Source organism: Rhizobium sp. AN68, assembly GCF_030758035.1.
GTDB classification, from domain to species: Bacteria; Pseudomonadota; Alphaproteobacteria; order Rhizobiales; family Rhizobiaceae; genus Agrobacterium; species Agrobacterium tumefaciens.
The window spans coordinates 1,134,354-1,147,500 of the sequence record NZ_JARWMI010000002.1; the positions used below are offsets into that span (position 1 = coordinate 1,134,354).

At 57.8% G+C, this 13,147-nt stretch carries 10 protein-coding genes and 1 pseudogene; 5 read left to right on the forward strand and 6 right to left on the reverse strand.

What is annotated here, in order from left to right:
- The first annotated feature begins 184 nt into the window (after positions 1 to 184).
- From RBH71_RS08615 to RBH71_RS08625, 3 genes are all read left to right on the forward strand, one after another.
- Entirely contained in the window at positions 185 to 580 is a 396-nt protein-coding gene (locus RBH71_RS08615; protein WP_003511636.1) for a RidA family protein, read from the forward strand.
- Positions 581 to 612: 32 nt separating this feature from the next.
- Positions 613 to 1,701: a D-TA family PLP-dependent enzyme gene (locus RBH71_RS08620; protein WP_003511637.1), complete on the forward strand. Its 1,089-nt coding sequence runs from the start codon at positions 613 to 615 to the stop codon at positions 1,699 to 1,701.
- A gap of 70 nt (positions 1,702 to 1,771) precedes the next feature.
- Positions 1,772 to 3,250 (forward strand): M81 family metallopeptidase, encoded by a 1,479-nt coding sequence (locus RBH71_RS08625; protein ID WP_003511638.1) that lies wholly within the window; start codon positions 1,772 to 1,774, stop codon positions 3,248 to 3,250.
- Between the two features lie 12 nt (positions 3,251 to 3,262).
- On the opposite strand, the gene RBH71_RS08630 is transcribed toward RBH71_RS08625, so the two are convergent.
- The 6 genes from RBH71_RS08630 to hutI form a co-directional block, all read right to left on the reverse strand.
- Entirely contained in the window at positions 3,263 to 3,832 is a 570-nt protein-coding gene (locus RBH71_RS08630; RefSeq protein WP_025595293.1) for a HutD family protein, read from the reverse strand.
- A 43-nt stretch (positions 3,833 to 3,875) separates the two neighbouring features.
- Complete coding sequence (locus RBH71_RS08635; protein WP_003511641.1) at positions 3,876 to 4,883, reverse strand: alpha/beta fold hydrolase; 1,008 nt, start codon at positions 4,881 to 4,883, stop codon at positions 3,876 to 3,878.
- A 245-nt stretch (positions 4,884 to 5,128) separates the two neighbouring features.
- Positions 5,129 to 6,802, reverse strand: coding sequence for a urocanate hydratase (hutU, locus tag RBH71_RS08640; RefSeq protein ID WP_003511644.1), 1,674 nt, complete (start codon positions 6,800 to 6,802; stop codon positions 5,129 to 5,131).
- Positions 6,799 to 7,617, reverse strand: a complete 819-nt coding sequence (gene hutG / locus RBH71_RS08645; protein ID WP_003511645.1) for an N-formylglutamate deformylase — start codon at positions 7,615 to 7,617, stop codon at positions 6,799 to 6,801. The genes hutU and hutG overlap by 4 nt, the downstream gene beginning before the upstream one ends.
- Before the next feature lies 1 nt (position 7,618).
- Positions 7,619 to 9,154, reverse strand: a complete 1,536-nt coding sequence (gene hutH / locus RBH71_RS08650) for a histidine ammonia-lyase (protein WP_003511646.1) — start codon at positions 9,152 to 9,154, stop codon at positions 7,619 to 7,621.
- Complete coding sequence (gene hutI / locus RBH71_RS08655; RefSeq protein ID WP_035199810.1) at positions 9,151 to 10,410, reverse strand: imidazolonepropionase; 1,260 nt, start codon at positions 10,408 to 10,410, stop codon at positions 9,151 to 9,153. Before hutI ends, hutH begins: the two co-directional genes overlap by 4 nt.
- A 115-nt stretch (positions 10,411 to 10,525) precedes the next feature.
- Between hutI and RBH71_RS08660 the strand changes: the two are divergent.
- Positions 10,526 to 11,871, forward strand: a pseudogene (locus RBH71_RS08660) (formimidoylglutamate deiminase).
- 48 nt (positions 11,872 to 11,919) lie between these two features.
- A complete protein-coding gene (hutC, locus tag RBH71_RS08665; protein WP_025595286.1) occupies positions 11,920 to 12,645 on the forward strand; it encodes a histidine utilization repressor in 726 nt (241 codons plus the stop codon).
- The last annotated feature ends 502 nt before the right edge of the window (positions 12,646 to 13,147 follow it).

Here is a 13,147-nt window from a genome sequence, read left to right on the forward strand (position 1 = left end):
AGTCTCATCATTCGGTTCGACAACGTGCGGCGATACGAATATCTCAACGTGACGTCCATCCGTCCGCGAGTTGATGATTTACATAATTGCTAAATTATTTACATCACTTGTGGAATATTGATGCAAAAAGAGCTATTAAACCCTTAAAAATACGATTTCCATGAAAATTATTTGCGAGGCATCTATGGAAAAGCAGAAACTGGTACGATTCGAGACGGCTGACGCTCAGGCTGGCGGACAGCGCAGGCCTTTTGCCAAGGCCGTGCGGGCCGGTGATTTCGTCTATGTGTCTGGACAGGTGCCAACCGTCGATGGTGAAGTAGTAACTGGCGGCATTGTGGCTCAGACCGAGCAGGTTGTGGCCAATATCATGGATGTTCTGGCGCTTGCGGATTGTACACTTGCCGATGTCGTCAAGGTCAATGTCTGGCTGGATGATGCTCGGGATTTTTCGAGCTTCAACGCGGTCTTCCAGAAATATTTCATCGATCATCCACCGGCACGTTCAACCGTGCAGTCGCCCCTGATGGTCGATGCGAAGGTTGAAATGGATGTTATCGCCTATAAGCCACTGGTTTGATTGCCAATTTCCGATTCTGAGAGCGTTTGACAATGACCTACCCCTGGCCTGACGAAGGCACCCCACTCGATGCGATCTCGACGCCGATGCCCGTGATCGACGAGGACCGACTTGCCGCCAATATTGCGCGGGCGCAGTCCTATCTTGATGGACATGGCATGGCTTTTCGCCCCCATATCAAGACACATAAGATACCAGCCATTGCGAAGCAGCAGCTTCAGGCGGGCGCCATCGGCATCAATTGCCAGAAGGTCAGCGAGGCGGAAGTTTTCGCGGATGCCGGTTTCGACGACATCCTCATTACCTACAATATCCTCGGCGTGGCGAAACTCTCGCGGCTGAGGGCATTGAATGCGCGTTTAGGGCAGCTGAGCGTCGTTGCCGACAGTGCCGTGACGATTGCCGGCCTTGCCGGCACATTCGATGCGGAAAGACCGCTTTCCGTTCTTGTCGAATGCGATACCGGCGGAAAACGCTGCGGTGTGCAGACCCCGGAAGCCGTGTTGCAGCTTGCAGAAAAGATCGTCGCGGCACCGGGCCTCAATTTCAAGGGCATTTTGACCTATCCGGCACCCGGTGGCGCTGAAAAGGTGGAGAACTTCATTCGGAAAACCATGGCGTTGCTTGCGGAAAAGGGCATTGACTGCCCGGTTCGCTCCAGTGGCGGCTCACCGGATTTTTTCTCTGCTCACCTCGTTCCCTCCGCAACCGAATATCGGGCGGGCACCTATGTATATAATGATCGTTCGATGCTGCGCGCCGGACATTGCACCGCTGGCGACCTGGCAATGCATGTTCTTGCCACCGTGGTGTCGCGACCGACACCTGATCGCGCTGTGCTCGATTGTGGCTCCAAGGCTTTGACCTCCGATCTCCTTGGGTTCAGCGATTACGGGCTGATTGAAGGGTATGAAGGCGCGAAAATCATGTCGCTTTCGGAAGAACATGCGGTGGTCGATTTGTCGGGCTGCACATCGGGGCGGCCGGAAATCGGTGAGCTGGTCAAGGTTGTGCCGAACCACACCTGCGTCATTACTAATCTTTTCGACAGGATGGTTTTCCATCGAAACGGTATCGTGACGCGGGTGGAAGACGTCACAGCACGAGGCACCGTCTGGTAACATTACCCGGCTAATTAAATTGCAAAAAAATGCTGCTGAAAAGCGGGCATCGGCAACGAGAATGACAGTCATGCGCATATTCACGGCATCGCTTGCCACCGAAACCAACACGTTTTCACCCGTCCCGACGGACATGGACGCCTTTCGCGCGGCTTTTTACGCTGGGCCCGGCGAACATCCGGAAACGCCGACACTATGCTCCTCACCGGTACCAATTCTACGCCGGCGCGGCAAAGCGGAACGGTTTACGGTAATCGAGGGTACCTCCTGCTGGGCGGAACCGGCGGGGCTGATACAGCGCCAGACCTATGAAACGCTGCGCGATACGATTCTCGCCGAGCTTGCCGCCGCACTGCCGGTCGACGCGGTAATTCTTGGTCTCCATGGCGCCATGGTCGCGCAGGGTTATGACGATCCGGAAGGTGATTTCCTGTCACATGTCCGCACGCTTGTTGGTCCCGACGTACTGATCGCGGCGGAATTCGATCCCCACAGCCATTTGACCCCTTTAAGGGTCCAAAATCTCGATATAATGGCGACGTTTCTGGAATTCCCGCATACGGATTTTGAGGAACGTGGTGAGCACGTCGTTGAATTGGCACTTCGCACCCTGCGCGGAGAAATCAGGCCGGTTATTTCCACTTTCAATTGCCGCATGATCACCATTTACCCCTCCAGCCGCGAACCGATGCGTTCTTATGTTGACCGTTTGAAGGCTTTGGAGGGTAAGGACGGCGTGCTGTCTATTTCCGTCATTCACGGTTTCATGGCAGGCGATGTACCAGATATGGGCACGCGTATCGTCGTCGTGACAGATAATGACAGGGCAAAAGGCGACGCACTGGCCGAAAAACTCGGCCATGAGCTTTATGCCATGCGCAAGTTGACTGCCATGCCGATGCTCGACACGGAATCGGGTCTCGACAGGGCTCTCGCCATTCGTAGTGAGCATCCGGATATGCCGGTCGTGGTGTCGGATATATGGGATAATCCCGGTGGCGGCGTTGCGGGTGATGCCACCCATATTCTGCGGCGCATGGTGGAGCGCGGCATGGACAATATCGGTGTGGCAACGATCTGGGATCCGATTGCTGTGTCTTTCTGTCACGCGGCAGGCGAGGGGGCGGAGATTGATCTGCGTATTGGCGGCAAATCCAGTCCCGAAGGTGGCGAGCCGCTCGATTTCCGGATCAGGGTCATGCGCACTGCAGAAGCAGGGTGGCAGAGTTTCCGAAATAGCCGCGTCACGCTCGGCCGCGCCGCCGTCGTTCGACCGGTCGGAACGGAAATCGATATCATTCTCATTACCAGCCGCACGCAAACTTATGAGCCGGATATCTTTTCCAATCTCGGCATTGATTTTGCCAGGAAAGACGTGCTGCTGGTGAAGTCCACCAACCACTTCCATGCGGGTTTTGCGCCGGTCGCTTCCGAGATCGTTTATATCGCCGCGCCCACTTCCTATCCGACCGATCCGGCCACAACCGCCTATCGCAAGGCAAGCCTCCAGCTATGGCCACGGGTGGCCGATCCGCTGGGGTTGGACTGAGGCTGCGGCGCTTCAGATATCTTGTAGCGTGATCAGAAAGAATATGCCTTCACCATGATCTGCCTCGATGGTGAACGGCACGCTTTCCGTGATGAAAACGCTATCCAGCTTCTCCAGCCGGGCTGTGTCGTTGTTGACGGCGACCGTCAGAGGATCGAGCGCGAGGATCAGCCTTGTTCCCGTTGCCGCTTGCATCGAGCGGCTGCCGGATAGTCTTTGCACGCCGTGGGCGAAGGATGAGCGGCGCGTCATGATGTTCAGGTCGACTATCGCGCCGTCCATCAGGGTCGCATCCACGGGAACATCGGCGGCAAAGGGCAGGGGGGTACTCTTCGTCGTCAGCGCCACCGGCTCATGACCGGAAATAGCGAGTGCAAGGCCGTTTCCCTCGATAATCGCAAGCGTGCGGTCTATGCCGGGGAAGCTGGAAAATGGTCCGTCCTGAGCAACGGTGGCCATGCTGACGCGCCAGTCGAATGCATCCACGGAAGCACCCGGCGGATGGATGGCGATTTCCACCGTAACGCCGCCGCCATTTTTCCACGGCATGGTTTTGTATTCGGAAGCGCGTAATATTCTCATGTGATGTCCAGAATCGGGTCGTTAAGGGGACGGGGGCGGAAGTTTATGATCCGCGATCATTCTCGATGCGTCGCTCAATCGTTTTTTGGACCGCCTTTAAATCGGATGGCCGGCCGGCAACCTTTTCGATCGCGGCAATGGCAAGGTCACTGGCGACATAGTCAGATTTATGCCCGAGATTGTGCACGACGATCAAAGTGGAGCCGCGAATATCTCTGGCGAGATGACGGGAATGCACCTCTGGCGAGACGACCGTGTCCGTATCACCGGTTATGATGACGGTTGGTGCCGTGATGCGCCGATACTCCGAGGAAGCTCCACGCGCCCATTCATTGAGAGCCGCGACCTCCTGCGCATTGTGCCGAAAGGCCCTGGGCCGCAGGGCCGCCACGGAATGCGTTGCTTCCACATAACCGGCGGGTCTGGAATTGGGTGCAAAAACACCGCGCGTTGCCTGATCCAATGCCAGGAGGCCGGCGGGCGGAGCAATGAAGGTGCTGAACAGCGGACCGGTAAAGGGCGCATTTGCCGCTGTGTAATACCAGGCGATGCCACCCTCCCATGGATAGACAGCGGGAGAAAGGAATACGAGGCCCGCGACCATCTCCGGATGACGGACCGCAAGCGATGCCGCGATGGCGCCGCCAAAGGAATGTCCGACGATAATCGCTCTCGGGACGCCTCGCTTTTTCATAAGCTGGGCAATGGCGTCCGCCTGTCCATCCGGGAGAATATTTGCCTTGCCGCCGATATCCGAATTGCCGTGCCCTGGCCTGTCGACAAATAGCAGTTTTGCACGGCCTCTCAGCTTTTCGAGAAACGAAAACATCGGATCATAGAGACTGGCGCTTGCGCCGTGAATGAAGAGGATCGGCGGAAGCTCGGCGCTTTTTCCCGGCTCGACCAAGATGCTGTTCAGCTTGTAGCCGCCCACATCGATCCGCACGGGAACATTTTGCTGCTTTTCGGACGCCACGGCATTCGTAGCGGAAACCGGAAGAAGTGCCCCGAGCAGGAGGGTAAAGGCAAGCGGAAGGAACCTGTGCGCCATTCTTTGATCTACCATGTCCTTCATGCCTGCCTAACGGTTAGCGCGGCTTTCAAACGAGCATACAGTCGGTCGGTTAAAAACAGCAACGGAAGAAAGCCGCAGACAGAACAGAAGTTCCACCGGGCGCCGACAGCGGCGTCGAAACTGATGCGGCACCGCTGTCGGCACTGTACGATGGGTGGATCGCGGCTCTCTTCCCGGATCAGATAAACGGCGCAGCCTGAAGACTGCGCCGAGTTTTTTCTTTAGTTACCGAGAATGCCGGGCAGTCGCAGGCCCTGCTCTTTTGCGCATTCCACGGCGATTTCGTAACCGGCATCGGCATGGCGCATGACGCCGGTTGCCGGGTCGTTCCACAGCACGCGCTCTATGCGGCGGGCCGCGTCCTCGGTGCCGTCGCAGCAGATGACCATGCCGGAATGCTGGGAAAAGCCCATGCCGACTCCGCCGCCGTGGTGCAGGGAAACCCATGTCGCGCCGGATGCGGTATTGAGCAGCGCGTTCAGCAGCGGCCAGTCGGATACGGCATCCGAACCGTCCTGCATGGCTTCGGTCTCGCGGTTCGGCGAGGCGACGGAGCCGCTGTCGAGGTGGTCGCGGCCGATGACGATCGGAGCGCTGAGCTCGCCGTTCTTGACCATTTCGTTGAAAGCAAGACCGAGACGATGGCGATCACCAAGGCCAACCCAGCAGATACGCGCCGGCAGGCCCTGGAAGGCGATGCGCTCGGCGGCCATATCAAGCCAATTGTGCAGGTGCTTGTTGTCGGGCAGCAGTTCCTTCACCTTGGCGTCGGTCTTGCGGATGTCTTCCGGGTCACCCGATAGTGCCGCCCAGCGGAACGGGCCGACGCCGCGGCAAAACAGCGGGCGGATATAGGCCGGAACGAAGCCCGGGAAGGCGAAAGCGTTTTCCAGCCCTTCTTCTTTTGCCACCTGGCGGATGTTGTTGCCGTAGTCGAAAGTCGGAATGCCCATGTCCTGGAAGGCAATCATCGCTTCGACATGTTCGCGCATCGAGGCACGGGCAGCTTTTTCGACGGCTTTCGGGTCGCTCTCGCGCTTTTCCTTCCACTTGGCCATCGTCCAGCCCTTCGGCAGATAGCCGTTGATCGGGTCGTGCGCCGAGGTCTGGTCGGTTACCATGTCTGGACGGATGCCGCGGCGGACCATTTCCGGCAGGATTTCAGCGGTGTTGCCGAGCAGGCCGACGGACTTTGCCTCACCGGCGGCTGTCCAGCGCTCAATCATCTCCATCGCCTCATCAAGAGTTTCGGCGCGGGCATCGACGTAGCGGGTGCGCAGACGGAAATCGATCGAATCGGGATTGCATTCAATGGCAAGGCAGCAGGCACCGGCCATCACGGCGGCAAGTGGCTGGGCGCCGCCCATGCCGCCAAGGCCGCCGGTCAGAACCCATTTGCCTGTGAGATCGCCATTATAGTGCTGACGACCGGCCTCCACGAAGGTTTCGTAGGTGCCCTGCACGATGCCCTGGCTGCCGATATAGATCCACGAACCGGCGGTCATCTGGCCGTACATGGCAAGACCCTTTTTATCCAGCTCGTTGAAATGATCCCATGTCGCCCAGTGCGGCACGAGGTTGGAGTTGGCAATCAGCACGCGCGGCGCATCCTTGTGGGTGCGGAACACGCCGACCGGTTTACCGGACTGGACCATCAGCGTTTCGTCTTCGTTGAGATCGCGCAGGGTCGCGACGATCTTGTCGAAATCCGCCCAGGTGCGGGCGGCACGGCCGATGCCACCATAAACCACCAGTTCGTGCGGGTTCTCGGCCACTTCAGGATCGAGATTGTTCATCAGCATGCGCAGCGGCGCTTCTGTCATCCACGATTTCGCGGTCAGCTCGGTTCCACGCGCAGCGCGGACGTCGCGGATATTGTGACGAGGATTGGTCATTTGGTTCCCCTTTTGGTGTGTGCGAGTGTCAGCGCAGTCGTTTCGATGCGCGTGAGAATGTCTTTCAGGTGGATACGAAGCTTGGTGGCCTTGGCGTCGTCATAGGCAAACGGCGGTGCCTCTGTCGTTAGATGGGTGGATTGCGCCAGTTCCATCTGGATGGCGTGCACGCCGGTTTCGGGCTTTCCGTAGTGGCGTGTCGTCCAGCCACCCTTGAAGCGACCGTTGAGAATGCTGGTGTAACCTTCTGCCGCAGCGGTCGCTTCGACCGCCATTGTCTCGATGGCTGGGTCGCAGGTCCTGCCCATATCCGTACCGATGTTGAAATCCGGCAGCTTGCCTTCGAACAGGAACGGGATATGCGAGCGGATCGAATGGCAATCATAGAGAATGGCGATGCCGTGAATGGCCTTAACCCGCTCGATTTCCGCGGCAAGGGCCGCGTGATAGGGTGCATGAAACGTTTCCAGCCGAGAGACTATGTCGTCCTGATTCGGTTCCTGCCCCTCATTCCAGATCGATTTGCCGTCGAAATCGGTTTCCGGAACAAGGCCTGTGGTGTTTTGTCCTGGATAGAGGCTAACGCCTTCAGGATCGCGGTTGGCATCGATCACATAACGATGAAAGGTGGCGCGAACCGTCGTCGCGTCGGGGAGCAGATCCGCGTAGAGATCATGAATATGCCAGTCGGTGTCGGCAAGCATCTTGCCGTTGTCGTTCAAGCGTTGCCAAATCGCTGCCGGAACATCGGTGCCGGTGTGGGGCAGGCCGAGAATGACGGGCGATGTGCCTTCTTTAATATCGAAGACGCGCATCTTACGCCTCCAGCTTCGGAAGAATGCCGTCGGAAATCACGGACACAAGAGCGCCGGTAGCAATAAGGTCGGATGCCGCCTTCAGATCCGGCGCCATATAACGGTCCTCTTCCAGTGAAGGGATCGCCTGACGCAGCACGGCGATTGCCTTTTGCAGCTCCGGGCTGGTTTTCAATGGCCCACGCAGCTCAACGCCCTGAACCGCCGAAAGCGCCTCGATGCCGAGGATGGCGAAAAGGTTCTCCGTCATCGGTAGCAGGCGGCGCGCGCCGTGGCAGGCCATGGATACATGGTCTTCCTGATTGGCTGAGGTTGGCGTCGAATCGACCGAAGCCGGATGAGCCATCTGCTTGTTCTCGCTCATCAGCGCAGCGGAGGTGACTTCGGCAATCATCAGGCCGGAATTCAGCCCCGGTTTTTTCGATAAAAATGCCGGAAGGCCATAGGATAGAGCCGGATCGACAAGCAGCGCCACGCGGCGCTGCGCGATCGCGCCGATTTCGCAGATGGCAAGCGCCGTCTGGTCGGCGGCAAATGCCACCGGTTCAGCGTGGAAGTTGCCCCCGGATACGACGGAATTGTCGGAAAGCACCAGCGGATTGTCCGTCACGGCATTGGCTTCGATTTCAAGCGTGCGGGCTACCTGCCGCAGAAGATCGAGGCAGGCGCCGTCCACCTGCGGCTGGCAGCGGATGCAATAGGGATCCTGAACGCGCTCGTCGCCTTCGATATGGCTGACACGGATTTCGGATCCTTCCAGCAGGTTGCGCAGTGCAGCCCCCGCATCGATCTGGCCCTTGTGGCCGCGCAATGTGTGAATATCGGGATGGAAGGGAGCCGAAGAACCCATGGCGGCATCGGTGGAAAGCGCACCTGTTATCAGCGCTGCCTGTGCCGCGCGGTGAGCGCGGAAAAGACCGGCAAGCGCCAGCGCCGTCGAGGTTTGCGTGCCGTTGATCAGCGCCAACCCTTCCTTGGCGGCGAGCACGACCGGGGTCAGCCCGGCTTTAGTGAGAGCTTCGCCGGCGGGCAGAAGCGTACCTTCATAGAAAGCCTCGCCTTCGCCCATCATCACGGCGGCCATATGGGCAAGCGGCGCGAGATCCCCCGACGCTCCGACCGAACCCTTTTCCGGGATGGAAGGGATGACACCCTTTTCCAGCATGTCCTCAATCAGCCGCACCAGTTCCAGCCGCACGCCGGAGGCGCCGCGACCAAGCGAAATCAGCTTCAGCGCCATGATCAGGCGCACGACATTTTCCGGAAGCGCCGCACCGACGCCGCAGCAATGTGACAGGATGAGGTTACGCTGCAGCGTCGCCACATCGGCTGCGTCGATCTTGATCGAGGCGAGTTTGCCGAAACCGGTATTGATGCCATAGACCGGAGCGTTGCCGGCGGCGATCTCGGCGATGCGGGCCGCTGCTTTTTCTATGCCGGCATCGAACGAACGGTCGAGTTTCGCTCTGCCGTTATCCCAGTAGATTGCGGCAAGTTCAGCAAGGGTCACATTGCCTGGGTGAAGCGTGATAGTCATGTAGAAACCTTCTGTCCCTTGAAAATGCGGGCGTGGAGCGGGTTGAAGCCGATGCGGTAGACAAGTTCAGCCGGGCGTTCGATATCCCAGATGGTGAAATCAGCGGATTTTCCTGCTTCCAGCGTGCCAGTTTCCGCAAGCAGGCCGAGCGCCTTTGCGGCATTACGCGTGGTCGCCGTCAGGCATTCCTCCACCGTCATGCGAAAAAGCGTGGCACCCATGTTCATGGTCAGCAACAGGGAAGTCAGTGGTGAGGTGCCAGGATTGCAATCGGTAGCCAGCGCGATGTCAGCGCCTGCATCGCGCAGGGCCTGAACCGGGGGCAGCTGTTTTTCGCGGAGCGCGTAAAAGGCCCCGGGCAGAAGCACGGCCACCGTTCCCGCTTTAGCCAATGCTTTTGCACCGGCCTCATCAAGATATTCCAGATGATCGGCGGAAAGCGCACCATAGGACGCGGCAAGCTCCGTACCGCCGAGGTTGGAAAGCTGTTCGGCATGCAGCTTGACGGGAAGACCGTACTGTTTTGCCGCTTCGAAAACCCGGGTCATTTCCTCAACGGAAAAGGCGATGCCTTCGCAAAAACCGTCAACCGCATCCGCCAGTCCTTCCGCATTGGCTTTTTCCAGCCCCGGCAGAACCACGTCCATAATGTAGTCGGCGTTACGGCCCTTATATTCGGCCGGTGTCGCATGCGCGGCCAAGTAGCTGGTGACGATTCTAACGGGCCGTAACGTCTCAAGTTTGCGGGCGACGCGCAGCATTTTCAGTTCGGTTTCGATATCAAGACCGTAACCGGATTTTATTTCGAGGGTCGAGACACCCTCCGCCAGAAGCGTATCCAGACGGGGCAATGCCTGTGCCACCAAAGCCTCTTCCGAGAGGGCGCGCGTGTCGCGTACCGAAGAAACGATACCACCGCCCGCTTTGGCGATCTCCTCATAGGTCGCGCCATTGAGGCGCATTTCGAATTCCATGGCGCGGTTGCCGCCGAAGACCAAATGTGTGTGGCAGTCTATCAAGGCCGGGGTGATCCAGCGTCCCTCACAATCGGTTATCTCGTCGGCCGTTGCCAGGTCGGCGGGCAGATCGCTTTCGGCGCCGGCAAAGACGATGCGGTCGTTGCGTATGGCAATGGCAGCATTTTCGATAGCGCCGATGCCATCCATGGTAGGATCAAACGTCGCCAGCCGGGCATTGCGCCACAATGCGGTAGTGTCACCCGTCGCCATTCCCTTTGTATATTTGTTCCCTGGCATTTGCTTTTCGCCTTTCTTTTATGTGCCAAATGTATATACATAATAATCATGTTGGCAAGCCGTAATTTCGTATGCGACGTGGCCTTGTCAGAAGAGATCAAGAGGAGAGGGTGGCATGACGGTAATTCACGCGGGCGCAGCACTTCTGGCCGATGGGTGGGTGCAAGATGTTCGCATCCACTGCAGGGGCGGTGCTGTTTCATCCGTCGAAACCGGTGTTTCTCCGCAGCCGCAGGATGAACGGCATGCCGTTATCGTGCCAGCCATGCCCAATCTCCACAGCCATGCCTTTCAGCGGGCCATGGCAGGGCTTGCTGAAATTCGCGGACCTGCCGATGACAGCTTCTGGAGCTGGCGCACGGTCATGTACAAGTTCGCGCTGTCAATGACACCGGATCATGTCGAGGCGGTTGCTGCCCAGCTTTATATGGAAATGCTGGAAGCCGGTTTTGGACGGGTCGGTGAATTTCATTACCTGCATAACGATATGGATGGTTCGCATTACGGCAATATCGCCGAAATGGCCGAACGTATCGGTGCCGCCGCCTCGCAAACGGGGATCGGCCTGACTTTGCTGCCGGTATTTTATGCGCATTCCGGTTTCGGCGGTCAGCCGCCGATCGACGGTCAGAAACGTTTCATCCATTCGCTCGACAGTTACGAAAGGCTCATGCAGGGCGCCCAAGCCGCGGTGAATGGGCTTCCCGGTGCAACGCTCGGCATCGCGCCACACAGTCTCCGTGCCGTAACTGGTGAAGAACTGGCGGCGATCGAACCGCTGGCGAAAGGCGGCCCGATCCACATTCATGTGGCGGAGCAGGTCAAGGAAATCGAGGACTCGCTCGCCTTTTCAGGTGCGCGGCCGGTGGAGTGGCTTTTGCAGAATGCACCGGTCGATGATCGCTGGTGCCTTATCCATGCGACGCATATGACGGAAGCCGAAACCCGCCGCATGGCAAAAAGCGGTGCCGTTGCCGGCCTTTGCCCCATCACCGAGGCCAATCTTGGCGACGGCATCTTCCCCGCTCCCGGTTTCATCGCGGAAGGCGGCCATTACGGTGTCGGTTCGGATTCCAACATTTTGATCTCCGTGCCGGAAGAATTGCGGATGCTCGAATATTCGCAGCGCCTGTCGCTTCGGGCGCGCAATGTCATCGCCGATGCCGGCCGTTCCACGGGCGAGAAACTGTTCCAGCAGGCGCTTCAAGGCGGTGGCAGGGCGCTGGATTCAAAAATCAGATAGAAGCGGGAAAAAGCGCTGATTTTGTCGCGCTTGATTGCTCGGCCGTTCCCCATCTTCCGGCATCCCAGATTCTCGACCAGTGGATGTTCGCGAGTAGCGTCCATGTCGATACCGTCTGGGTGCGCGGTAAAAAACTGGTGCAAGCGGGCCGGCACGTCCATCGCCATGAAATATCGGATCGCTTCAACAAGGTCATGGCCGAACTTGTCGATAGCTGATATGCGCTCGATAGGAACGACATCGAGCCGTTGGAAGGCATTGCGGACGTGACGAAAGCATCGGCCGGGCAAACCCTGCACCAGCGAATCCTCGGTGATATCGAGGGCCGGATCGTATCGGGCGAATGGCCGCCGGGTCACCGGTTGCCTTTCGAGGTTGATCTCGCCGCCCACTACGATTGCTCCCGCATGACCGTCAACAAGGTCATGGGCCAGCTTGTGAAGGCCGGCTTGATCGAGCGCCGCAAGAAATCCGGCAGTTTCGTCCGCCAGCCGCAGATCCAGTCCGCGGTTCTCGAAATCCACGATATCAGGGCGGAAGTCGAATCCCTTGGCCTGGAATATGGCTTCAAGGTTCTGAAGCGCACGCAGCGTGTCGCAAAGCGTGAGGATCGGACAAGTCTCGATATTGCCATTGGTACATCGCTGCTCGATATCGTCTGCATTCATTTTGCGGGCACGCGGGAATTCTGTATCGAGCAGCGTCTCGTCAATCTGGCAACCGTTCCCGATGCCGCTGAAATCGACTTCACGGAGATTGCACCCGGACCCTGGCTGCTTGGCCATGTTCCCTGGAGCAATGCCGAACACCGCATCAGTGCCGAAACGCCTTCGAAAGATGTGGCACGCCTGTTGGGTATCTCCGACAGGCAGGCCTGCCTTGTCGTGGAGCGGCGCACATGGAGCAATTCGGGTGCCGTCACCTATGTACGCTTCACCTATCCCGGCAATGCGCACGCTCTGGTCGCCCGTTTCAGCCCGTCTTCCGAATAAGACTGGGAAGGGCGCAATGCCTGCAATGCCCAAGAGAGCGCCCTCGTCGTGGTAGGAAAAGTCCTAGCTCCCGCCATGCAGCTCCGAAACGTTAAAATCTGTTAGTTTGTATGACTAATTTCAAACTCTCCTTTAAAATCAATGCTTTGAATGTTTTTTTTAGAATTTGTATTTTGGTGTGTTGACTTGTTTGAGGGTGATCTCTTATAAGTCCGCTCACTGAACGAGGGCGGCGGCGCTGCTGGCGACGAAGTCTTTCGTTCTAAAGAAATCATGTTGATGAGCTGACTGCTTGTTGTTTTCCAAGGGCTTTTGCTTTTGGGGTTTGATTTTGTGACTGCATTGAGCGGTCTGTTTTTTGACAATTGAATATGAGAAGAAAGAGAAACGTGGGCGGCGAAGCTTGCGGGGTCTGAAGGAATTCAGGCTCTGATTGAATAGACTTTGACGGTCACGTTTTAATGAGACAACACCAATTTTGCGAGCAGCGATGCTTGGATGA